19 protein-coding genes are annotated in these 22,249 nt (G+C 68.3%); 8 read left to right on the forward strand and 11 right to left on the reverse strand.

Annotated elements, in window-relative coordinates; all coding sequences use genetic code 11:
* The first annotated feature begins 96 nt into the window (after positions 1–96).
* Together DEJ06_RS05975 and DEJ06_RS05980 are read left to right on the forward strand one after the other, a co-directional pair.
* On the forward strand, positions 97–399 hold the full coding sequence (locus tag DEJ06_RS05975) for an EthD family reductase (protein ID WP_111038717.1): 303 nt from the start codon (positions 97–99) through the stop codon (positions 397–399).
* A complete protein-coding gene (locus DEJ06_RS05980) occupies positions 396–1,805 on the forward strand; it encodes an NAD(P)/FAD-dependent oxidoreductase (protein WP_111038718.1) in 1,410 nt (469 codons plus the stop codon). Before DEJ06_RS05975 ends, DEJ06_RS05980 begins: the two co-directional genes overlap by 4 nt.
* Before the next feature lie 125 nt (positions 1,806–1,930).
* On the opposite strand, the gene DEJ06_RS05985 is transcribed toward DEJ06_RS05980, so the two are convergent.
* From DEJ06_RS05985 to DEJ06_RS06000, 4 genes are all read right to left on the reverse strand, one after another.
* Positions 1,931–2,596: a GDSL-type esterase/lipase family protein gene (locus tag DEJ06_RS05985; RefSeq protein ID WP_146245797.1), complete on the reverse strand. Its 666-nt coding sequence runs from the start codon at positions 2,594–2,596 to the stop codon at positions 1,931–1,933.
* A gap of 112 nt (positions 2,597–2,708) precedes the next feature.
* Positions 2,709–3,977, reverse strand: a complete 1,269-nt coding sequence (locus tag DEJ06_RS05990; RefSeq protein ID WP_111038720.1) for an FAD-binding oxidoreductase — start codon at positions 3,975–3,977, stop codon at positions 2,709–2,711.
* 12 nt (positions 3,978–3,989) lie between these two features.
* Positions 3,990–4,769: an SDR family oxidoreductase gene (locus DEJ06_RS05995; RefSeq protein ID WP_181436694.1), complete on the reverse strand. Its 780-nt coding sequence runs from the start codon at positions 4,767–4,769 to the stop codon at positions 3,990–3,992.
* A 5-nt stretch (positions 4,770–4,774) separates the two neighbouring features.
* Positions 4,775–5,257 carry a MarR family winged helix-turn-helix transcriptional regulator gene (locus tag DEJ06_RS06000; RefSeq protein ID WP_111038722.1) on the reverse strand — a complete coding sequence of 161 codons (483 nt, stop codon included), beginning with the start codon at positions 5,255–5,257 and terminating at the stop codon, positions 4,775–4,777.
* A 403-nt stretch (positions 5,258–5,660) separates the two neighbouring features.
* Between DEJ06_RS06000 and DEJ06_RS06005 the strand changes: the two genes are divergently transcribed.
* Positions 5,661–7,166, forward strand: coding sequence for a GMC family oxidoreductase (locus DEJ06_RS06005; RefSeq protein WP_111038723.1), 1,506 nt, complete (start codon positions 5,661–5,663; stop codon positions 7,164–7,166).
* Here DEJ06_RS06005 and DEJ06_RS06010 read toward each other — a convergent pair.
* Entirely contained in the window at positions 7,159–8,112 is a 954-nt protein-coding gene (locus tag DEJ06_RS06010) for a GlxA family transcriptional regulator (protein ID WP_111038724.1), read from the reverse strand. The two genes, DEJ06_RS06005 and DEJ06_RS06010, sit on opposite strands and share 8 nt — an antisense overlap.
* 253 nt (positions 8,113–8,365) lie before the next feature.
* Between DEJ06_RS06010 and DEJ06_RS06015 the strand changes: the two genes are divergently transcribed.
* Complete coding sequence (locus tag DEJ06_RS06015) at positions 8,366–9,547, forward strand: helix-turn-helix domain-containing protein (RefSeq protein ID WP_111038725.1); 1,182 nt, start codon at positions 8,366–8,368, stop codon at positions 9,545–9,547.
* On the opposite strand, the gene DEJ06_RS06020 is transcribed toward DEJ06_RS06015, so the two are convergent.
* A complete protein-coding gene (locus DEJ06_RS06020; RefSeq protein WP_181436696.1) occupies positions 9,544–10,482 on the reverse strand; it encodes a helix-turn-helix transcriptional regulator in 939 nt (312 codons plus the stop codon). The two genes, DEJ06_RS06015 and DEJ06_RS06020, sit on opposite strands and share 4 nt — an antisense overlap.
* A 251-nt stretch (positions 10,483–10,733) precedes the next feature.
* Here DEJ06_RS06020 and DEJ06_RS06025 point away from each other — a divergent pair, with 251 nt between their 5' ends.
* Positions 10,734–11,264: a hypothetical protein gene (locus DEJ06_RS06025; protein ID WP_181436698.1), complete on the forward strand. Its 531-nt coding sequence runs from the start codon at positions 10,734–10,736 to the stop codon at positions 11,262–11,264.
* Between the two features lie 175 nt (positions 11,265–11,439).
* Here DEJ06_RS06025 and DEJ06_RS06030 read toward each other — a convergent pair whose 3' ends face one another.
* The 5 genes from DEJ06_RS06030 to DEJ06_RS06050 all read right to left on the reverse strand — a co-directional run bounded on the left by DEJ06_RS06030 (position 11,440) and on the right by DEJ06_RS06050 (position 18,313).
* Positions 11,440–12,309 carry a helix-turn-helix domain-containing protein gene (locus tag DEJ06_RS06030; protein WP_181436700.1) on the reverse strand — a complete coding sequence of 290 codons (870 nt, stop codon included), beginning with the start codon at positions 12,307–12,309 and terminating at the stop codon, positions 11,440–11,442.
* Between the two features lie 106 nt (positions 12,310–12,415).
* Positions 12,416–15,133 carry a LuxR family transcriptional regulator gene (locus DEJ06_RS06035; RefSeq protein ID WP_111038729.1) on the reverse strand — a complete coding sequence of 906 codons (2,718 nt, stop codon included), beginning with the start codon at positions 15,131–15,133 and terminating at the stop codon, positions 12,416–12,418.
* Between the two features lie 638 nt (positions 15,134–15,771).
* Positions 15,772–16,083, reverse strand: coding sequence for a hypothetical protein (locus DEJ06_RS06040; protein ID WP_111038730.1), 312 nt, complete (start codon positions 16,081–16,083; stop codon positions 15,772–15,774).
* Positions 16,084–16,391: 308 nt separating this feature from the next.
* Positions 16,392–17,378 carry a C4-dicarboxylate transporter gene (locus tag DEJ06_RS06045; RefSeq protein WP_111038731.1) on the reverse strand — a complete coding sequence of 329 codons (987 nt, stop codon included), beginning with the start codon at positions 17,376–17,378 and terminating at the stop codon, positions 16,392–16,394.
* A gap of 116 nt (positions 17,379–17,494) precedes the next feature.
* Positions 17,495–18,313 (reverse strand): alpha/beta fold hydrolase, encoded by an 819-nt coding sequence (locus DEJ06_RS06050; RefSeq protein ID WP_111038732.1) that lies wholly within the window; start codon positions 18,311–18,313, stop codon positions 17,495–17,497.
* Between the two features lie 219 nt (positions 18,314–18,532).
* On the opposite strand from DEJ06_RS06050, the gene DEJ06_RS06055 reads away from it, so the two are divergent.
* The 3 genes from DEJ06_RS06055 (at position 18,533) to DEJ06_RS06065 (ending at position 22,159) form a co-directional block, all read left to right on the forward strand.
* Entirely contained in the window at positions 18,533–19,435 is a 903-nt protein-coding gene (locus DEJ06_RS06055; RefSeq protein ID WP_111038733.1) for an NADP-dependent oxidoreductase, read from the forward strand.
* A 251-nt stretch (positions 19,436–19,686) separates the two neighbouring features.
* Positions 19,687–20,160, forward strand: a complete 474-nt coding sequence (locus DEJ06_RS06060) for a hypothetical protein (RefSeq protein WP_146245798.1) — start codon at positions 19,687–19,689, stop codon at positions 20,158–20,160.
* A 424-nt stretch (positions 20,161–20,584) separates the two neighbouring features.
* Entirely contained in the window at positions 20,585–22,159 is a 1,575-nt protein-coding gene (locus tag DEJ06_RS06065; RefSeq protein ID WP_111038735.1) for a sodium:proton antiporter, read from the forward strand.
* Positions 22,160–22,249: the final 90 nt, after the last annotated feature.

Below are 22,249 nucleotides of genomic sequence, written 5' to 3' on the forward strand. Positions count from 1 at the left end.
AAACCCTTTCGATCAGCATGGCGACCGGCACCCCGACGTGCCGATCGCGGGTCGAACCCGAATGACGACACGCACGAACGCACCGAAGGAAGCATCATGACCACCAAGATCACGCTCATCATCGACAACCCCGAGAACGTCTCCGCGTTCGAGGAGCACGTCCCGTCCCTGCTCGAGAGTGCGAGCAAGATCCCGGCCCTCCAGCGAATCGAGTCCGGCAAGGTGTGGCCGAAGGAAGACGGCACGCCCACCCCCGCCCACCGAACGCTCGACCTCTACTTCGCGACGTACGACGACGCCGCCGCAGCCGTCGCGTCCGAGCCCGGCGGCGCGTTCTTCGGCCAGCTCGCGTCCGCAGGCGGCACCTTCACCGGTCTCTTCACGGACGTGGAGCGATGACTGAGAGCGCCTACGACCTCATCGTCATCGGCGCAGGAGCGGCCGGCGAGAACGCGGCGGACTACGCCCACAAGCGTGGCCTCTCCGTCGCCATCGTCGAGTCGGAACTCGTCGGCGGTGAATGCTCGTACTGGGCGTGCATGCCCTCCAAGGCCCTCCTCCGAAGCGGACACGCTCTCGCAGCGGCGAAACGCCTCGACGGCGCCAAGCAGGCCGTGACCGGTGCCGTCAGCGCGGAGCGCGTCTTCGCCCGCCGGAACGCGTTCACGTCGAACTGGAAGGACCACGGGCAGGTCGCGTGGCTGCGCTCCGCCGACATCCCCCTCATCCGAGGGCACGCCCGTATCACTGGCAGGAACCAGATCGAGGTCGACGGCGCCACGTACTCCGCACGCGCCGCCGTCGTCATCGCGACCGGCTCGTTGCACGCCCTCCCGGACGTCCCCGGCCTCGCCGAGGCGAAGCCCTGGGGCACGCGAGAAGGCACCAGCGCACAGTCCGTTCCGGAGAGCCTCCTCGTCATCGGCGGCGGCGTCGCAGGAACCGAACTCGCGACGGCATGGGCCTCACTCGGGTCCAAGGTGACGCTCGTCGCCCGCCACACGTTGCTCGGAGGGATGGAGCCCTTCGCGGGCGAACTCGTCGCGGTCGGCATGCGCGAACTAGGAGTGGACGTCCGAACCGACGTCACCCCGAAGCGAGTGTCGCGGGACGACAGTGGAATGGTCACCGCGCAGCTCGAGGACGGCACCACCGTTGTCACGCAAGAAGTCCTCGCCGCCACCGGCCGGTCACCGCACACACGGGACCTCGGCCTCGACGCGGTCGGGTTGACGCCAGGGGAATGGCTCCACGTCGACGACACGATGCTGGTGGAAGGCACCGACTGGCTGTACGCGGTCGGCGACGTGAACAACCGGGCGCTACTCACCCATCAGGGCAAGTATCAGGCGCGCGCTGCCGGCGAGGCGATCGCAGCCCGCCACCTCGGCACCGCGCTGCAGGACGCGCCGTGGGGTGCCCACGTCGCCACCGCGGACCACGCCGCGGTCCCGCAGGTGACCTTCACCGACCCGGAGGTCGCAAGCGTCGGGCTCACCGAAGCGGCCGCGCGCGAGCAGGGCTTCACGATCCGGGCCGTGCAGTACGAACTCGGTCACGTGGCCGGCGCGTCATTGCAAGCTGACGGGTACAGCGGTCGCGCCAAGATGATCGTCGACGAGGATCGCGGCGTCCTGCTCGGGGTGACGTTCGTCGGCCAGGACGTCGCCGAGATGCTGCACGCTGCGACCGTCGCGGTGGCGGGCGAAGTGCCGATCGATCGGCTCTGGCACGCGGTGCCCGCGTATCCCACGATGAACGAGATCTGGCTGCGTCTCTTGGAGACCTACGGCCGACCCGACTGACACAGCTGTTCGTTCGTCTGTTCAGCTGAGGAAGGCGCCACCGGCGGGATCGCCGGTGGCGCCTTCGTCGTTCCGTAGGGCCGGCCGCCCGATGAGCGCCTGCAGGATCGCGCGCCCTCGCGCGGTCACTCGAAGCTGAAAGCGACCGCCTCGGCGACGTGGGTACCAAGCAGCCGGTAGTCGTTCGACGACCGCAGTCGGTCGTCGTCGCGGTCCCGGCCGGTTCGCGGTGGGATATACGTCGCGTGCCTGGTCTGCGCGCAGAAATCCGCCGACTCGCGATTCAGGGTGTCCGCCTGCCGGTCGATCAACCCATTCGGGCGGGAACGGAAGCCGGGGAGGACGCTCGGCTGTGGCATCCCCACGATGAAGGCTTTCGGGCATGACGGTGAGCAGCGAGAGATCCGGACGATGTCCTCCAGACCAGAACGCCACTGTCGTGCGTCTCGCAGCTGCGCTGCGTCAGCGATGCCGCCGACGATCAGGACGGCGTCCACCTCCCACTGTGACCTCGCCGCGGCCAGTCGCACGAGATCGGAGACGACGCCCGCCGGTGTCTCTGCGAGTTCGACCGTCACGCCACGGCCCAGACGCTGGCGAAGGGCGCGGGCGAAGAAACCGGGAAGGCCCAGTTCATGGCTGCGGACACCCCAACCGCTGGCCGCGTCCGTGCCCAGGATGAGAACCGAGACGGGCTCGGGCCCGTCGGCTCGCACGAACTTCACACCGTCAGGGCGAGGAAGCCGCATGTACGACGCGCGGGTGCGTGCGAAGTAGGCGCGAACGGCCACGCTGAGGATGAGACGCGCCCACATTGGTTGTTCTCCTTGCTCGGGACGGGGGTTGTGCCGCGTGGCGGCCCTGTCCGAATCGATCGGCGCTTTCAACGCAACGGCGAGAAGGTCACTTCGTCACGACCGCCACGTCGAAGTTCTGGTTGAAGACGTCGTCCGGGTCCCAGACCGACTTGATGGCCCGCAGGCGTCCCAGGGTGGGCTCGGGGAACGCCTCGGAGACGTGGTCGGGGTGGTGGTCGCTCTCGAAGCTCAAGTACATGCCGTCCGTGCGCTCGTGAACCGGCGCCCACGCGGCGTCGAAGGCAGGTCCGCCGCCGACAGACACCGCGGTCACCGACATGTTCTGGTGCCGATGCGCGTATGCGGTGGCGGTCGGTGCCACGTCGTTGATTGCGCCTCCGGCCGCGCGGAGTTGCACCATGTCGGCGCTGCCATTCTCCAGCATGGCGGCGATGGGCTCCGCCGCTGCCCCATCGAGATGCGTCAGCAGTCCGCTGTGCGTGGTCGCGCGCTGCTGGCCGGAGTGCGCCGCGCCGCTTGTGAGCGGCACGTTCGCGTACGGGGTGACGACTCCGCGCTGGCCGACCAAGCCCTTGAGCGCGAGGAACGGTCCCACAGCCCTTCCGGCCGCGTCCACGTCCTGACCGTCGAACACGATGGTCGCCTGCGCGAATGCCTGCGCGCCACCGCCGAGGTAGAGGAACGCGGAGACGCTCCGTGGTGCCGACTCGACGATCGACCCCCACCGGACGAGGAACGCGGCTACGTCGTCCGGCCGGTACACGGCGGTGACCTGCACGACGGCAGGGACGACGGCCGCCTCGAACTCGAAGCTCGTGACGATGCCGACGTTCGCGCCCGCCCCGCGGACCGCCCAGAACAGGTCCGGTTCATGCTGGTGGGAGACGACGTGCGTCTCGCCGTCCGCCGTGACGATCTCCGCCTGCACCAGATGATCGATCGTCAAGCCGTGCGCACGTCCGAGAAGGCCGATGCCGCCCGTGGTGGCCAGTCCGCCGACGCCGACGTCTCCCGAGTCGCCGGAGCTGATAGCGAGTCCGAGTCCGCTCAGCGCGTGAGCGACCGTACCCCAGCGGGCCCCTGGCCCGACGCGCACGCGGCGCCCGCCGAGGTGCTCGACGTCGCGCAACGCCCGCAGGTCGATGACGTCGCCGCCGGTGTTGGTCGCGATGCTGCTGATGCCGTGGCCACCGCTTCGGATGGCGAGCTGCCGGTCCGCCGCACGAGCGACGGCCAGCGCTTCAGCCACGTCCGCCGTCGTCGCGGGCAAGAACACCCGCGCCGGGCTTCCGGTGGCGGAGTAGACGTGACGCACGCCCTCATACGCGGCGTCCGTCGGCGTGACGATTCTCATGTCCTACCCCGATCAGCGTGTCTGGCCTGCGACGGGGCCGGTCGCACGGTCGACGAAGTACTGCAGCGGGGCGTCGGACAGCGGGCTGCTGCCGGCGACGAGGTGCGCGACGTGGGCGCCGATCTGGGTGGCGTCGATCCAACGAGGGTCGTCGATCCCCGCCCGCTGACGCGCACGGGTGCGCACAACGCCCAAGACGAGCTGGTGGACGCGCGGGCCCTGCCCGTTCAGCTCGGCGGCCAGCGTGACAGTCAACGACTTCGTCGCGGCCGCGCTCAACGCGACCCCGGCGCTGCCCGGGAACGGCAGGTCCGCGCTCAAGCCGTTCAGCTGCATCATCGCGCCGCCGAAAGTGACGTGCGGCAGGAACGCCCGGAAGAGGCGGAACACACTCGTCAGGTTCCCGTCGAGAAGGTCTTGCCATTCCTGATCGGTGAGGTCCAACGCTGCCTTCCGGCCCTGTCCACCCCACGACGCAACCGAGACGATGACCCCGTCGAACGGGCCGAACTCACCCGCCAAGTTCGCCACGTCCAAATCCAAGTGCTCACTCATCGCGTCAAGCAGCCGTGTCTGGAGTCTCTCCCCGAGCCCGTCAGCCTGCAGCCGAGCGGCCAGCGCGTCGAGGCGGCTCCGGTCCCGACCGGTCGCGATCACCGTCGCCCCGGCGGTAAGCGCCGACGCGACGACACCTTCGCCAACACCACCGCTGCCGCCGAGGACGACCACCGTCCGCCCCCGCAGGTCCGCAGGCGCGGTCTCCCAGGTGCCTTCATCGGTGAGGTTCGTCATTTCCTTCATTCCCTACTTCCGTCTGCGTCGCCGGTCTTGAGCCGGTCCAAATGCGCCGCGATCGAGATCAAGGCGTCGTCAAGGTGGCCCATTTGCTCCGACGTCAACGCGTCAGCGAACCAATTCGCCGCGGCACGAAGATGCGGGCCCACCGCGGCGCGGTGCGCGACGCGACCCGACTCGGTCAGCGCGATGACGGCACCGCGGCCGTCTCCTGGGGTGCCGGCGTTGCGGATCACCAACCCCCGTGCTTCGAGCCGGCGGAGCTGATGGGCGACGCGGCTCGAGTCCCAGCCCATCGACCGAGCGCACTCGCCCGGACGAGCGGCGCCCCCGGCCTCGACGATGTGCGCGAGGACTGTGAACTCCGCTTCCGAGAGGTCCGCGTCCACTCGGAGGTCCCGGCCGACCACACGCCTCAGGCGCTCGGTCACCACCTGCAGGCGCTGCCAGGCGTCCAATTGCTGTCGATTCAGACGTTCAGCCACACGCTCCTCAACTACCTGACGCGTCAGGTATTCCCAGTCCTCGTCCTCGTCCTCGTGCTTTTGCTCCGAAGTCGCTCACGGCGCGCACCCGGATCAGTTCCTGCTCGGCGCCCTCGACTTGTGGCTGGCCCTCACATTCGCCACAGATCCCGGGGGCGCACTCTCGCCGTCCACGGTGGCACCGAACCTCCTTCAATGCGACCGGGCTAGGACGCGACGCCGGCAGCCTATGCGGCCGCCCGGGCCTTCGGACGGTGCTCGCCTGCCCCAAGTGGGGACACGATGCTCGCGCCGCTTTTGCTTAGCGTCGCGTCGTCGGGTCCACCGCCCGATGGACTGAAGCGTCGTGCAACCTCGGCCGTCCTCGGGGCGTGGCGGCACGTGAACACGAATAGGGAAGCGCATGGCCGTGATAACCACTGACTACTTGATCGTCGGAGCCGGGACGGCCGGTTCGGTCCTGGCGGCGCGGCTCTCGGAGGACCCCGCGGTGCGCGTCATTCTCCTCGAAGCGGGCTCCGACTCGCAGGGCGGTGCGGCGGCGGATCCCCACACGTGGCGGTCGCTCGCGCAGACCGAACTTGACTGGGGGTTCGTCACCACCGCGCAGTCAGGGGCAGGCGAGCGTGCCATCGCCTATCCCCGGGGGAAGGCGGTCGGGGGTACGAGTGTGATCAACGCGATGATGCACGTCTGGCCGCAGCGAAGCGACTTCGTCTCTTGGCCGTCAGACGCGACCATCAGCTGGACTTTCGACGACCTGGTTCCCTTCCTGCGGAAGGCGGAGGCAGTCGCCCCGGACACGACGGAGGCGACCCACGGCACGACCGGTCCATTTCGCGTCCGCGCAGAACCCGAGAACGAATTCACCGACGCCGCCATCTCGGCGTTCGGAAACCTCCGCAACGCGTGGGTGGGACGTTTCCCTCTGGCGATCAGCGATGGCGCTCGGATGACCGTCGCGGACGCCTACCTCACACGCGATGTGCGCTCGCGCCGCAATCTGAGCATCGTCCCGGACGCGACGGTCACTCGGCTTCGGTTCGACGACGACAAGCGCTGCGTCGGCGCCGAGTTCAGCAGGCATGGGGCGACCGAGTCGGTCGTGGCGCACCGGGAAGTGATCCTCTGCGCAGGAGTCATCGGCACCCCACAGCTCCTGCAGGTCTCCGGGATCGGTGCGGCGGAGGCGCTGACCCGTCTGGGCGTGACGGTCGTCGTCGACCGTCCGGAGGTCGGTCGCAACTTCCGTGACCACCCGCTGGTCATCATGGCGTACCCGTCTAATCGGCCGGTGCCATCGGAGGACCAACGGGTCGAGGCCGGAGCGCTGGTCTACAGCGATGCCGCTCAGACCACGCCCGACCTGCACTTGTTCGTGATGCGGAACGACACTCCGGACGGCGGCAGTGCAGTGGCGGTCGGAGTGGCGGTGCTACGTCCGGAGAGCACCGGCTCGGTCACCATCGCCAGCGCGGACATCGTCGTTCCACCCCTCGTGGACCCCGGTCTCCTCAGCGCGCCGGAGGATTTGCGGCGACTGCAGTCTGGAGTCGAATTGGTCCGGGGACTGGTCCGGTCGGGCCAGCTCCAGCCGTTCACCAAGTTCGAGGTCTTGCCCGGCGCGGGCTCCGACACCGATGAGGCATTGGCACGGCGTCTTCGGGAGTTGACCGGTTTCTACTGGCACGGAGCGGGCACCGCGCGGATGGGGACGGATGCGGACGCAGTGCTCGATCCGGAACTGCGAGTCAACGGCGTTCACGCGCTTCGCGTCGTCGACGCGTCAGTCATGCCGGAGATGGTCAGCGCGAACACCAACGCGACGGTTCTGGCGATCGCGGAGCGAGCGGCGCACATCATCAGGCACGGCGCGAAAGTGGCATCCTCGGCAGCGGCCGTCAGCTGATGACCTTGTGCGCCTGCCGGTACGCGTTCGGAGCCACGCCGAGCTGCGCGGTGAGGTGACGACGCAGCGACGTCGCCGTGGAGTACCCCACGGCGGTCGCCACGTCGTCGATGCTGAGGTCGGTGGTCTCGAGCAGCCGCCGCGCCGCGACGACACGCTGCTGCGTGATCCACTTGCGCGGAGGGATTCCGGTCTCGGCGACGAACTTGCGCATGAACGTCCGCTCGCTCATGTGCGCTCGCCTCGCCAACGCCGCGGTGGTCAATGCTTCTGACAGGTTCTCGAGCGCCCACGCGCGGGCGCCCGAGGTCGAAAGGTTAGGTGCGTCTGGAACGGGACGCTCGATGAACTGCGCCTGTCCGCCCTCGCGGTGCGGTGCCACCACGCAGCGCCGTGCGGCGTAATTAGCCAGTTCCGCGCCATGGTCCTCTCGGATGAGGTGCAAGCACAGGTCGATGCCCGCGGCGGCTCCGGCTGAGGTGAGGACGCCGCCATCACCCGTGAACAGGACGTTCTCGTCCAACTCGATCTGCGGGAACCACGAACGGAACAACGGCGCGCACTGCCAATGCGTCGCGGCTTTGCGGCCCTCGAGCAGCCCGGCGGCCGCGAGGGTGAAACCTCCGGTGCAGATGGAGACAAGCCGAGCCGACGGCCGCACCCGCTCCAGCGCGTCGGCCACCTCGGCGGAGAGTTCCGATCGCAGCGACCAGGGATCGATCGGCGTCACGATGACCGTGTCAGCGAGCCCGAGCGCCTCGGGCCCGACGGAGGGCACAACCGAGAACCCGGCGTTGGTCATGATCGGTGCGCCGGTCGGAGTGCACACATCCACCACGTACGCGCCGTCCGTGGCACCGAACACCCGGGACGGAATCCCTAACTCGAACGGGTACGCCCCGTCCTGCGCGAGGACAACGACTCGATGCGGACCGTCAACAGTCATGGCGGGATTGTAGCGAAAGCTGACGTTCCGGTCGTGGGGACGCGGGCCACCCAACTCCTAACGTCATCGGCATGAGTGACACCGTGTCCGCTACGCAACGCGCGTTCGGTGGCTCTGAGGTGCTTCAGATCGGCTCCGTCGGGCGACCGGAACCCCGCGTCAGGGTCGTCCGTCCCGTTGAACGGACAGCGACCGCCCGCGTGCGAATGCGGAAGGTCGGCGGCGGCGGTGTTGCCGGCGAGGACCCAACCAGATGACCACATCGTTCGCCGACCGGCTCCGGTCGCTACGGATCAGCACCGGCATGACGCTCGAAGGACTGGCAGCCAGTTCGGGCGTCAGCATTCGAGCCATCAGCGACCTCGAGCGCGGCCGGAGCGCACGCCCACATCCACGAACCCTCGAGGCGCTCACCAAAGGGATGGACTTGGACGAGGAAGAACGGGCGTGGCTCTGGGCGGCTCTGCTCGAAGGTGCGGGCCGTCCCGATCAGGGAATCCCTCCTGCGCGCGCGACGAGTCTGGTCGGACGGTCGGAGGAGATCGCGAAACTCGCGCGGCTCCTCCAGGGCGACGAGCCTTCCACCGCGGTGATTTCCGGCCTGCCAGGCGTCGGGAAGTCGGCACTCGCCGTCGAGGCGACCGCGACCGTCCTCCCCGACGGCCATCGAGTGTTCGTCGACCTCGCCGATTTCGATGACAGCCCAGAGGCCCTGTTCGCGATCCTTCGGATCGCGCTCAGTCAGTGTGTCAATACGATTCCATGGACCCCGTCGTCCGCCATGGACAGTTGGGTGCGTTGGTGCGCGGACCACCCGACAGTCGTTCATCTCGAGGACGTCAGCGCGGAAGCGCAGCTGCGCGTGATCGATGCCGCGGAGCCACGGGCGGTCATCGCAACGACCCGTCGACGGTTCATCGGCGCCGAGACCTCACGAGTCGTACTGCAACCGCTGCCGGAGAGCGAGTCCGCCAGACAGCTGAGGATGACCGCTCCGGCCGGGAGCGTCGGCGACGAGGAACTCGCAGAGCTTGCGCGGCTGTGCGCGGGCTTGCCCCTCGCGCTCCGCATCGTCGCGGACCGCCTCCTCGCCTACCCGCATATGAACGCGGAGGATCTCCTGATACGACTCCGCCCGGAGACCGGCCGGCTCGCGGCACTCGTCGCCGGAGACCTCAGCGTCTCGAGTTCGATCAACCGGTCCTATCGCTTGCTCGACGAGCAAGAGAGGAAAGCATTCCGTGCCATCGGCCGCGAGAGTTCGGCATCGTTCAATGCCGCGGATGTCGCCGTGACGTCCGGGCTAGCCGAGATTGAGACCGTCGGCATTCTCGACCGTCTTGCCGACCTCGGAATGATCGAGCCTCTGCACGATGTGCGGTATCGAACGCACGAACTCGTTCGGCTATTCGCGGCGCAGATCAGCGAGCACTAGCCGGCAATAGCGTCGACGTGATCGAGAGTAGTTCTCTCGTTCCCCAAGACCGCATTACGAATCGGCGCGTACGGGGCCGCGTCGCCCGTAGTAGCCGTGTCGCGTGAAATCGCCTCTTGCCGTCGGAGTGTGTTCAAAGCGGTCTCACCCTCGGTAGCGGGTGTGGCGTTGAACGCGACGAGGACGTGGCCGCGACCGCCAGGGACCAGGAGCGTCTGACAGTCCAGGGTCACGAAACCGAACCCCGCAACGAATTGCCGCACGGGTCCGAGATGATGCGGGTGAGCGTCATGGCGAGCCCAGAGACGTCTGAAGTCGGCGTCTCGAACGGACAGAAGACCGACGATTTCCTGTAGGCGACGGTCGAACGGGTCACTGTTGAACCGCAGCGTGGCGACGGTGCGCGCGGCGGTCTCGTCCCAGTCCTCGAAGCCCAGGCGTGCCTCCGGGGTGAAGACCGCTAGGGGCAGGTTCACGCCCTCTGCGAGTCCGCCGCCGGTCATCGCGGTCGCAAGTTCGTTGACGACGATGACGTCCTGATTGCCGTCCATGATGTATGCGGGTGTGTCGGTCCACTGCGCCAGCAGCGCCCGGAGCCCCTCCTCGATCCGGTCTGCCATCTCCGGCTCGGTCTGATGCTTGTGCTCGCCGGACGCTATACGGGCGAGGCGCCGGAGGTATTCAAGGGCACCGTCGTCGAGCTGTAGCGCCCGACCGAGCGCTTCGATGACCTGCCCGCTGGGCTGACGGTCGCGCCCCTGTTCGAGCCGCAAGTAGTACTCCTGGCTGATGCCGGCCAGCTGAGCCACCTCGTCCCGGCGCAGCCCGGCGACTCGCCGCACGTTCAGGCTCTTGAGGCCTACGTCCTCGGGCTTCAGGAGTGCTCGACGGGCGCGCAGGTAGTCCCCGAGCGGAGAGGGATCCGTGTCAGACATTCGCTGCGGACCGTCCTTCCGAACCAAGACTTGCGGGTACTGTAACCGCTCACTAAGGGAATCAAACCTGCGGCAGGTAGTCCATGCAGTTTTTCGGCAGTTTCCCGGAAGAAGCACGGCAACTCGATCACCCTCCGGCAGAGTACGCGGCAAGGCACCGAGAGGAGGATCGAGAAAGCCGAACACAATGTCGGCGAGCGTGTCCCTGTCGGGGGCACTTTCACGCGTGTGGGGAGGCTTACTCTGCAAAGATGCCCCAAGACACTGACGCCCTGGACCGCCGCGCGAAGCTCGGCCAGCTGATCGGCCCATGGACGAACGTGCCGGCGCTCGTGTACGACCGACACCTCAACGTCGTCGTGTCGAACGAGCTTGCGGGTATCGTCCAGCCCACGTTTCGCGTTGGGTCGAATCTCGCGCGCGCGGCGTTCCTGAACGAGGAACTCGACCGCTCGCTCGGCGACGTCCCCGTGAAACACGCGCGGGTCGCCGCAGAGCTGCGTGAAGCACTCGAGACACAGGGCGAGGACGCGGCGTACGTCAGTCTCGTCGGGGAGCTGGCATCGTTGAGCGACGCCTTCGCACGGTCGTGGGCTGACGTCAGCGGCGAAGCGCCCGACGGCGTCTTCCGCTTCAAGCATGCCCGGGTCGGCACCTTCGACCTTGCCTACCACCGATTCCGCGTGCCCGGATCGGAGGGAGACACCCTGCTCGTCTGGCGAGGGGCAGACCCCCGGTCGATCGACGCTCTCGCCACCCTCAGGCCTGCGGAACGGGACTGACGGGAGCCGGCGGCCGGCCTCGTCGCCCGTGCGCTGCTTCGCGCGCCGGCCCCTCAGCGTGAACCGGTGCCGACGTACACGTCCTCCGGGCGCGTAGAGCCCATCTCGCGCTGGGCGTGCCGTCACCGAGGCGCGACATGAGCAACGCTGCTGCGGCCAGCGCGCGCCACCCAGGTCAGGCTACGGACTGCATCCGGATCGATTCGGCGGCTGGGTGACTGTCCGTGACACGTTCGCGAAGGGAGTCGATAGCCGTCGCGGCGACCGTGCCCGGCTCGGCGTGGAACACCACGAGGACATGGCCCTCGGTGCCGGGCACGATGAGCGTCTGACAGGTGAGACTGACCGCGCCGAAGGGGGCGATGACCTGGTCTATCGGTCCCACGTAGTGGGGCCGAGCATCGTGCCGCGCCCAAAGACGACGGAAGTCTGCGTTGCGCAGGTACAGCTGGCCGACGATCTCGTGCAGGCGCGGGTCCGTCGGGTCCGAACCGTGTCGAAGCGTGGCGGCGGTGCGAACAGCCGTGTCCTCCCAGTCCGGATCGGCGGCCCGCCAACCCTCGGAGAAGACGAGAAGCGGAAGATTGACTCCCGGTTCAAGGGCCCCCGGCGCCATCGCTCGGGCGAGGTCGTTGGACATCAGGACGTCCTGGTTTCCGTCCATGAGGTAGGCCGGCGTGTGCTTCCACTGAGAGAACAGCGCGTGGATGCTCGCTTGCGTCTGCGGAGTGAGCGACTCCTTCTTCATCGGGCGCCGCCCGTTCGTCTGGATCTGGACGAGCCTCGACATGTACTCGAACGCCGACGCGTCGAGCTGAAGGGCGCGGCTGAGCGCTTGCAGCACCTGCGCAGAGGGCCTGCTGTCATGCCCTTGTTCCAGCCGCAAGTAGTAGCCGGCACTGACGTCTGCGAGTTGAGCGACCTCGTCCCGCCGGAGCCCCGCGACCCGCCGCCGGGAGGCGATGGGAAGGCCGACGTCCTCCGGCGAGATGAGCGCCCGACGGGCCCGAAGGTATTCGCCGAGTGGAGTCCGCGATGCCTGCAAGTCTGCGTTCCTTCCGCCGGTGCCGGGGGACCGGCATGACGCAAGTCTCGCCAAGCGACGCATAGGTGCACATCGGCTGAATGACGCAGATTGAACGGGCGGAGCCCTAAGCCGCGGTCGTGCGAAGCGCGACGACGCCAGCTAGCTGAGAACGTCGGGTCACTCCGAGCTTGCTGAACGCCCGTCGCAGGTGAGACCCGACCGTACGGTGGGACAGGTACATCTGATCCGCGATCTCTTTGTTCGTCATGCCGCGAGACGCGAGGCGCGCCACGACGAGTTCTTGCGAGGTCAGTGGAGCCACCACCGCCGACTTTTCGGCGAGGGTCTCCGGCAGGCTGGCCGTTCGCACCCCCGCGGCGCGCAGCTCTTCCCGGGCACGGTCAGCGAGTTTGACCAAGCGGTGTGACTCGAACGTCTCCAAAGCGTTCGACAGGAATTCTCGGGCCTCGACGATGCGCCGCTCCCGGCGTAGCCATTCGCCGTACAGGAGCTGGGTCCGAGCGAGGTGGATGGCGGGCACGGACGGAGCCTGGCCCGCTTCGAGGCTCGCTCTAAAGAGGTCCTCGGCGTCTGGACCGGCACTGAGGAGGGCGCGGACGCGGGCGACGACGACGTCGACTGCTGGAGCACCGGTGCCTGCCGCCGCGTCGGCCATCGAGAGCCACTCAATGAGCGTCTGCCGCCGTCCGGCATGAATCGCCGCCTCGGCGAGTTCCGCACCAGCCCACAAAGCGACGGGGCCGTACTGCATGGCTCGGCCCAACTCGTCTGCGGCCTTGCCGTGGTTGCCGTCGTTCGCGGCGACGATCGCGGCGGCCCATCCGGTGGTCGCGGCGACGCGGGCGAACGCAGGCGCGCCCGGAAGCTGAGCGACGAGAGAGAGCGCCGATGTCGCGGCTTGATGCTCGCCACGCATCGCGCGGCCCCGCGCGAGCGCCGCCCCGGCCATCCCGGCCACAATCGGCATGTTCAATTCCTGAGCGAGCCGGAGGGCGAGTTCCGCGTCCTCAAGTCCTGAGTCGATGCGGCCGCGGTTCAGCCGGACGGTGCTGCGGCCGCAGATCGCAGTCGCCTCGTCGCTGACTCGACCCGCAGCGTGGAAGAGGTCGACGCCGGTGGTCCAGCACAGTTCCGCGAGAGCGAAGTCGTTCAATTCCTCCGCGCAGAAGGCGAGGCAGTTGAGGAGGATGCCATGAGTCTCGTCTACCTCGCCGCGGAACTCTGCGAGGGCCTCCGCACTGAATCCTTGCGTCGGGTTGGAGAGAATCAACGCGACGTCGCGAAGCGCTAGCGTCTCGTCTTGTGTCGCCGAAGCCACCGCGTCGGCGACACGTGCGCGCAAGGCCGCCGGTTCCTGCAGGATGTAGCACTTCGCGGCTGCCCAGACCAGGACCTCCACTCGAGCATTCGGCTCGACGAAGCTTTCCGCGAGTGCCAGTAACTGCTCAGCGCTGCGACCCCGATAGTCCGCGGTCATGCTCAGGACCCATTCGGTCCGGGCGAATTGCAGCAGAGTGGCGACGTCGGTTTCGGCCGGTTGTGCTTCGTCCAGGAGCCGGCCGCAAAGTTGAGGATCGCCGCCTTGCCTGGCTGCTTCCGCTGCCTCGACCAGGCGACGGGCCCGTGCCCCGGCTGACGGGGAAAGCTCGGCGGCACGTCGCCACGCGGCCACGGCCTCGGACTTGGCGCCTCGACGTGACGCCTTCAAGGCCGCGTCGTCAAGCTCTCGGGCGATCTCCTCGTCCCAACCCACAGTCGCGGCAGCGCGATGACGGGTGCGTCGAGCGGGATCCTCCGTCACGGTCGCCAACACCTTGTGGGCTGCGGCGCGAGAAGCGAAGTCCGCCGCTTCGTACAGTGCTGAGCCGATGAGCGGGTGCCGGAACGAGAAACGGTTGTCTTTGAGAACCAGGAGCCGTGCGCGTTCAGCCGCAGCGAAGTCGTCCTGGCTGAGCCGTGAGGCGGCCGCGGCGGCGAGTATCTCGGCGGCGGGGGCCCCTTCGCCCGCGGCGGCGAGCAGCATCGCCTGGCGAGTCTCGGGCGCTAGCCGATTCGCCTCAGCGAGGAACACCTGCTCGATGCGGGAGGTCACCGGCAGAGGCCCGTCGATGTACGCAATCGAGGACTGCTCGCTCGACAGCTCCGACAGTGCGAGGGGGTTCCCCAGGGACTGGCGCAGGATCCGGTCGCGGACGGCCGCGCTGATGTCGGGGGCCTTCTCGTCTATGAGCGCTTGCGCCTGGCTCGCGTCCAGGGGCGTCAGTGTCAGTGACGTCTGGAAGTCGACCTCGCGACCCGCACCGTCGGGGACCGGACGGGTGAACGCGACGACCAACGCTTTCGTGTTGGCCAGGCGCCGCGGCAACAGTGCGAGGACGTCAGCTGTCGAGGGGTCGAGCCAGTGCAGATCGTCGACCAGGAGGAGAACCGGTGCCTCCTGGGCTGCGTCTTCGATGAGCGCGAGCACCGCCAGCGCCAGAAGCAGCGGATCGACTCCTTCGCCATCTCCGACGCCAAGGACGACTTCCAGTGCCGCCCGCTGCCGCGGGGGCAGCTTCTCGACGCCATCGAGTACGGGGCGGAGCAGCTCGTGCAGCCCAGCGAACCCCGTCGTCGACCCGCTCCTCAGACCCGCGCACGAGAGCACGGTGAAGCCCTGCGCTCGTGCGGAGCGGGCAGTCACCTCCGCCAGCGCGGACTTCCCGATGCCCGGGTCGCCGATCATCAGCAGGCCGCTTCCTCGGCCTTCTGCCGCGGCCTCGATGCTGTCGTGCACGGCAGCGACGTGTGCGTCACGCCCGATCAGCAAGGTCGCAGCCATGGCGCAATCATAGGTGGCCGCGACGCCGCATCGTGGGTTGCGGCCCGCGCGATCGCACGTCTCAGACCGAAGTGGCCTGCAAGGTGGTCTAGGTCTCGCCGGTGCCGGCTCAGCGCGTGCCTGTCCCTGCCATGTATATGACTCCGAGAGGGGCACGTTGGCGGCCGTCGCCTGCCCTAGCTTCGAAGAGCTGGCGCACTTCGATCGTCAGTCGAGGGAGGCGTTGTCGTGCGGAACGGATTCAAGCCGGTGCTCGGGAGCGAGCATGTCGCGAACGGCGCGTCATCGATGGTGCCTCCCTGCGTGGACCTCGCAGTCGTCGGCGGTGACCGCGGTACGTGGCCCGGCGCGCTGATCGACAAGTGGGTGCCTCATGACGCCTGACCTGCTCCTTCAGCTTCGGAACGACCCGAAGGAGTGGCATCGTCGCGGACTGCGATCGCCGGCCGAGATCGAGCTTCTCGTTCACGAACGACTGATTCCGAACGAGCCGTGCTACCACGACTTCTTCCTGTCACGCGCAGCCGCCGGCCCTGGGCAGTCCTAGGACGCGCGGAGTGTTGTGCTGACTAGGCGAAGGGTCCGCGCGGGACTGCTCTCCTCCGTGCGGCGGCGGCCATTGCCCTCTCTCTATCCCGTCACGGCTCCCGAGGCACGTCGTCCCCAGATCTGAGAAGCGCGAAGGTCTCCTTCTCCGCGTTCTGGTAAGCCTCGTAGAGGCGTCCCACTTCGAGGAGGTCGGCGAGGGCTCGTTCGGCGTCCTCGGCAGTCCGCGCGGGGGAAACGTCCCAGGTGTTCGCGTAGGCCGTGTTGGCCGCCTCGAAGGCGTCACGAGCGGAGCGCGCTTCTTCCATGAGTTGACGGATGAGGCTCGCCCGCAGGCGCTGGTCCTCTGGCATGTCGGCGAGTTCTTCGTCCGTGACGGGTTCGTGATCGTAGAAGTCGTCCATCGCCCTACTGTCCCGTATGCCATCCCCTACCGCCACCGATCACGCTTTGGGGGCACCCGCCATCGCAGCGCCGTGACCCCGAGCACCCTCCCTCCTGCCGCTTCTTGACCACGCGCGGGAGAAGAACCGACCAAGGCGTCGCAGCGGAACAAGCCGCCCGAGCACGGGGTGATCGAGAGGCGGAAAGAAAAGGCTTAGGGACCCACGTCGCGGCGGCTCTCAGAGACGAGGGCGCGCACCCGCCCAGCCGACCTCGCGTCGGTCTGGACGGGCGCGCGCCCTCGTCCGCTGGTCGAACTCGCGATCGATCAGCTGATGACCCGCCCGGGCACGACCGGTCGGGGGTCGGCGCTTCGCTGCCGTAGAAGGGCCACCGACCGTACGGCGATCGCCCCGACGAGGAGTGTCGCGAGCCCCACGACGAGCCAGGAGGCCGCCAGATACACCCATCCGTCGCCTGCCGAGGTCAGCACCCTCACCCCGTAGGTCGCGCTCGCACCCGCCGTGAACGTCATCGCCCAGAAGCCGATCGCGAATCCACTGGCCAAGTAGCGGCGGATGAGGAACAGGTGCGGGAGCAGGAACGCCACCATCGTGCCCGTGAGGACGGTGTGGACGACGGACGGCGACCCCTCGGTGATCGCCCACCACGCGTTTCCGGCGACGGCGGGCGGTGCGGACAAGATCGCCAGCGTCGGCAGGAGCGGCGCGGGGATCGCGGGGCCGGTCATCAATCGGCCGAGGAGGACGCTTCCGACGAAGAGCCAGAACAGGATCCCGGCGGAGAAGAACCCCATCGCGAGCACGCGGTGCCCGATCGTGGCGAGCCCCTGAGCAGCGAGCAGCGACGCTGCCACAGTCGGAAGGAGGTACCCGCCGTGCAACGTCACTTGGTCCCGGGGGGCGACGAGCAGAGTGGTCAGGAACCAGGCGCCGAAAGCGGTGGTGAGGACGAGCATCAGCCATACGCCGACCGCGCCGACGGTCGGCCAGACCGTGGCGAGATGGGCGGAGAGCAGGGAGCCGATGACGGGGACCAAGGCTGCGAACGGACCGAGCACGGGGTGGCGAAGGTCGGACCTCACTGCGGCGAACCCTCCGGGGCGGCCGAGGTAGCGGACGATGGTCACGATCCAGACGATGGCCGCGACGACCCAGATCACTTCGCCGATTGCGGCTGGCGCGTTCAGCTCCGCCGTGGCTGCGGTCCAGGTTCCGGCGATGCCGGCCGTGCCGAAGGCGATGCCGAATGTGTTGAGTGGCAGGCGCGGTTTGACCGCGTTGTTGATGCTCATGGAGTCCTCCGAGCGGAAGTGGACGATGAAGTCAGTTGGGAAGGCGAAGTCGCGTCGTAGAACGCGGAAGGCGCGGCCCTGGTGGGGCCGCGCCTTCTGTCTCGCTGGGGAGCGGGTCAGCCCTTGATCCAGGCGAGGACGTCCTGCTGGAGGGCCTTGCGGTAGTCGCCGTGGATGCCGTGCGGTGCGCCCGGGTAGACCTTCAGGGTGCCGTCCTGGACGAGCTTGATCGCCTTGTGGGCGGCCGCGTCGATCGGCACGATCTGGTCGTCCTCGCCGTGGTTGATGAGGATCGGGACGGTGAGGGCCTTGAGGTCCTCGTTCTGGTCGGTCTCGGAGAACGCCTTCACGCAGTCGTACGCCGCGGACAGGTTCACGAGCTGGCCCTGGCGCCAGAAGTCGAGCTTCGCGCCGTACGAGACGTCGCGGCCGTGATTGGCGCCGAAGAAGCTCTCGGACAGGTCGAGCCAGAACTGCGATGCGTCCTCGAGCACACCCGCGCGGATGCCGTCGAAGACGTCGATCGGGGCACCCTCGGGATTGCTGTCCGACTTGACCATGATCGGCGGGATCGCACCGGCGGTGATGACCTTCGCGACCCGGCCGTTCGCGTACTCAGCGGCGTAGCGGACGACCTCACCGCCGCCGGTGGAGTGGCCGAACACGATGACGTCGTGCAGGTCGAGGTGCTCGATGAGGGCGGCGAGGTCCTTCGCGTACTGGTCGATGGTGTGGCCGACGGCGGTCTTCTCGGAACGGCCGTGACCGCGGCGGTCGTGGGCGATGGTGCGGTAGCCGTTCTCGCTGAAGAACTTCAGCTCCGGCTGCCACGCGTCCGAGCTGAGCGGCCAGCCGTGCGCGAAGACGATCGGCTGTCCTTCGCCCTGCTCGGTGTAGTACATCTCGATGCCGTCGGGGAGGGTGAACGTGGGCATTGCGTGCTCCTTGCGTCGTGGTCGAAGCCGCGACGTCGGGTCGGCGGCGAGACCGACGCTACGAGCCGATGCAGCTCGAGGCGTGTCCCCATCAGGGGCACCCTTCGTCAGTGCGTGCGAGGTCATGCTGAGTGCGGCGGGGCCTCTTGGTCGCGCCTCGAGAATGGTGTCTGCGACGACGAGTTGCGGGACCTTGAATAGGCAACTGAGGGAGCATCCATGTCTCACGCGATGGTCATCACGGAGTTCGGCGGACCAGACGTTCTGCAGTGGCGGGAGGTCGCGCCGCCGGAGCCGCGACGGGGTGAAGTGCTCATCCGGGTGAAGGCTGCGGCGGTCGGGCCGACGGATCTGCGCATCCGGGCGGGCGATCTCACCGCGGTGTTCCCGCAGCGCGCCGGAGACGTGTTGGGTTTCGAGGCGGCCGGTGTCGTCGAGGCCGTCGGGGAAGGAGCCGAAGCGCGTGTCGGTGATGAGGTGGCGGCCCTGTTGCCCGCGCAGGGTGGCTACGGCGAGCTGGTTGCCACGCCCGTCTGGTATCCGAAGCCCGAATCGGTGACTTGGGAAGCGGCGGCCGCGCTGCCCGCGCAGGCCGACGCCGCGGTGGGAACGTTGCGGCAGGTCGGCGTCGTGGAAGGCGAGACGCTGGTGGTGCTCGGCGCCGTGGGCGCAGTCGGCATCGTCGTGACCCAACTCGCGCACGCGCAAGGCGTCCGGGTCATCGGAGCAGCCAAAGGGCGTGACGCGGACCTCGTCCGTGAACTGGGCGGCGAGTTCGTCCCCTATGGCGCTGACGTCTTCGACCGGATCGACGCACGTGTGGACGCGGTCATCGCCGCTGCCGGTCACGGCGCACTGCTGCCGGCCGCGACCGCGACTGGTGACCCTCGCCGGGTCGCGACGCTCACCGGAGGACCTGACGTCGCGTCGTCCGGGGTGATCCTGTCGCATCCGAGCCCGGACCGTGCTCCGGACGCGTTGGAGGTCACGATGCCCCTGCTCGCCGCTGGGAAGCTGCGCCTCAAGCGGACCCGCGTGCTGCCCATCACGGAGGCGGCCGAAGCGCATCGCCTTCTGGAGTCAGGCGAGTCGCACGACAAGATCGTGCTCGCTTTCGAGTAGTCGCCTCGGCCTCCGGTCCGCTGCCTCTGTGCGGTGGTAATCGCCGCGACGTGGTGCATGGCCGGCCGCTCGTTCGGTGCTGCGGGCCGCGGACCGCCTCAGGTCGGGCGCGCGCCTTGCGCACCGGGCGGCTGCGGACGGCGAGCGTGGGTGCCCCGCGGGGGGACATGTTCGCGAGTGGCACGCGGACATACCGTCCCCGCATGCACTCTCACATCACTGAGTACCTCGGGAACCGGTTCTCCGTTCCGTTGGTCGCGGAGTTCGCCGACGTCGTCGCGGCGTTCGAGAGCGCCGTGCCCGCGTTCGATCAGCCTGGGCTCGTCGCCGAGATCGAACGACACCGCGACTGGGACACCGTCGAGACCTGGACGATGCAGAACGCGCCTCATGGTCTCCTGCGCTACTGGCGGCTGGAGCCCACCAGCTTGATGGCGATATCAGGGGGCACGGCCTCCTGCGTGACGTATCTCGTCGGCAACCACGTGTTCGCGCAGCGGATGTTCCGCTTCGATCCGCGCGTCATGGCGCTGACGCCGCTGAGGTGCACGATCTCGCAGCGGGTAGGTGAGCCCGTGCTGCTGACCTCGGACGTTCCTAGCTCCGCGCTCGGTTCCTTCGGGGACGGACGCATCACCGCGGTCGGACGCTTCCTCGACCGTGAACTCGCTGCGTTGCTGCGGCTGTTGGGCGCGTCCGTCCCTGAGGTTCTCGCACCGACGTGATGCAGCGCGTCCTCCTCGGGAACCGGAGCGCGGCGGGTCTCGAATGGGGCAGCTCACACCCCTGACCCGGTGCGGGTGCCCCTGACGGGGACACGCTTCGATCGTGGTCAAAGTGATCCAGTTATGCCAAGCACGCGTGGCTGCCAATCAGACGCTCGGCGGCCGCGTGTGCTGACGGCACCGGCGCGGTGCCGGTCCCGCCCACAAAGGAGCGAACGATGTGGTCGCAGCGCGTTGAGGAGGGGACGCCGACGGCGGCGCTCCGGCGGCCGCCCTGCCAGACGGGACCTCGGTTCGGCCTCAGCCGTGCCGCGGGTCCGTGTGGCGGGCGCGGCAGCGTCACGTTCCGACGGGAAGCCGACGCCTGGTCGAGTTCGCCGACGAGGCCGGCTCGCTTACCGAATGCTTCCTGCGGAGCAAGCGCATGAGTGTCAACGAGACTCTTGCCTGGGTGGTGGCCTTCCTCATCGTGACGGTCGCCGTGTCCGCTGCGGCCCGTCGAGCGGGCGGCTCGGCGCCGGTCGCCTTGGTGGCGATCGGCGTCGCCGTGTCGTACATCCCCGGTGTGCCGCTGGTGAGCGTGGAACCCGACTTCGTCCTTTCCGTCTTGCTGCCGCCCTTGCTCTTCGCCGCCGCGTTGCGAACGTCCCTCGCGGACGTTCGAGCCCGCCGGCAGTCGCTTTTCCTGCTCTCGGTCGGACTCGTGGCGTTCACAACGGTCGTCGTCGGGTTCACCGCGTGGGCGCTCGTGCCGTCGCTCTCGCTCGCCGCGGCTTTCGCGTTCGGTGCGGTGGTCGCCCCCACGGACGCGGTCGCGGTCAGCGCGGTGACACGACGCACACCGCTTCCGCGGCTCCTCGGTTCCGTCATCGAAGGAGAGAGCCTGTTGAACGACGCGACCGCGCTCGTCGCGCTGAACACCGCCGTGCTCGCGATCGTCAGCACCTTCGACCCGATCCGCGCGGCCGGCGAGTTCGTGCTCGCAGTGGTGGGCGGTACCGGGATCGGCCTGCTGGTGGCTTTCGCCATGGGGCTGCTGCGGCGCAAGATCACAGCTCCCGTGCTCGACACGAGCCTGTCCCTCGTCACGCCGTACGTCGCGTTCTTGCTCGCGCACGCGATCGGCGCCTCGGGACCGCTCGCGGTCGTTGTGACGGGCCTGTTCCTCGGTTACCGGGCCCCGGTGTTGCAGTCGGCGGAGGCGAGACTCGCCGAGTCCTTGAACTGGCGGACGATTGAGTTCCTCCTCGAGAACGCGGTGTTCATGCTGATCGGTCTCAGCCTGCCCGCGATCCTGCGCGGCGCACTGGATTCCGGTATCCCGATCGGTCAAGCGGTGCTCATCATCACGGGTGTCTTCGTGGCCGTGGTCGTCGCCCGACTGGCGTGGAGCTTCGGCATCACGGCGATCTACCGGTGGGGTCCTCCCGCCATGCGTCGACGAAGCTGGCAGTGGCGCCTCAACCTGCCGGTCACCGTCGCCGGTGTGCGAGGCGTCGTCACGCTGGCGGCCGTCTTCCTGCTGCCGGATGAGACGCCGCACCGAGCGTTTCTGCAGTTCCTGGCGTTCGTCGTGGTCGTGTGTTCGTTGCTCGTCGGTCTCAGCCTGCCCTGGGTGATGCGCCGAGTCGCCCTCGCCCCGCCCAATCTCGACCAGGAACGGATGGAGCGGCAGCTGCTGATGGCGGAGGCGCGTTCGGCGAGCCTTCGACTCGTCGACACGATCGAGCCCGGGCAGTACGAGGAGCGTGTGCGCGAACGGGTCAGGATCGACGCGGCGTTCCTCGGGGAGACGCTCATCGGAGACGAACAGCGGCGTGCGACCCGCACTGAGGCGTACGCCGACCTGCGGATGCGGGCGATCACCGAGGAGCGGAGGACAGTTCTCCGGGCGCGTATGGAGGGCCGGTATTCCGAGGCGACGGTGCGTGCGGTCTTGACGGTGTTGGACATCGAGGAAGCCGCAGTCAGCGCGACGATCCCTGATCGCTCGTCCTGACCGTCGGCCAGCGGCGTGCTCGGGCCAACCAGCATGAGGCAGCCGCCACCGACCGAAGACCCCGTGCGGTGGTCAAAGCGGCCCGAGAGC

This window comes from Curtobacterium sp. MCLR17_051, assembly GCF_003234395.1.
Classification (GTDB): Bacteria; Actinomycetota; Actinomycetes; order Actinomycetales; family Microbacteriaceae; genus Curtobacterium; species Curtobacterium flaccumfaciens.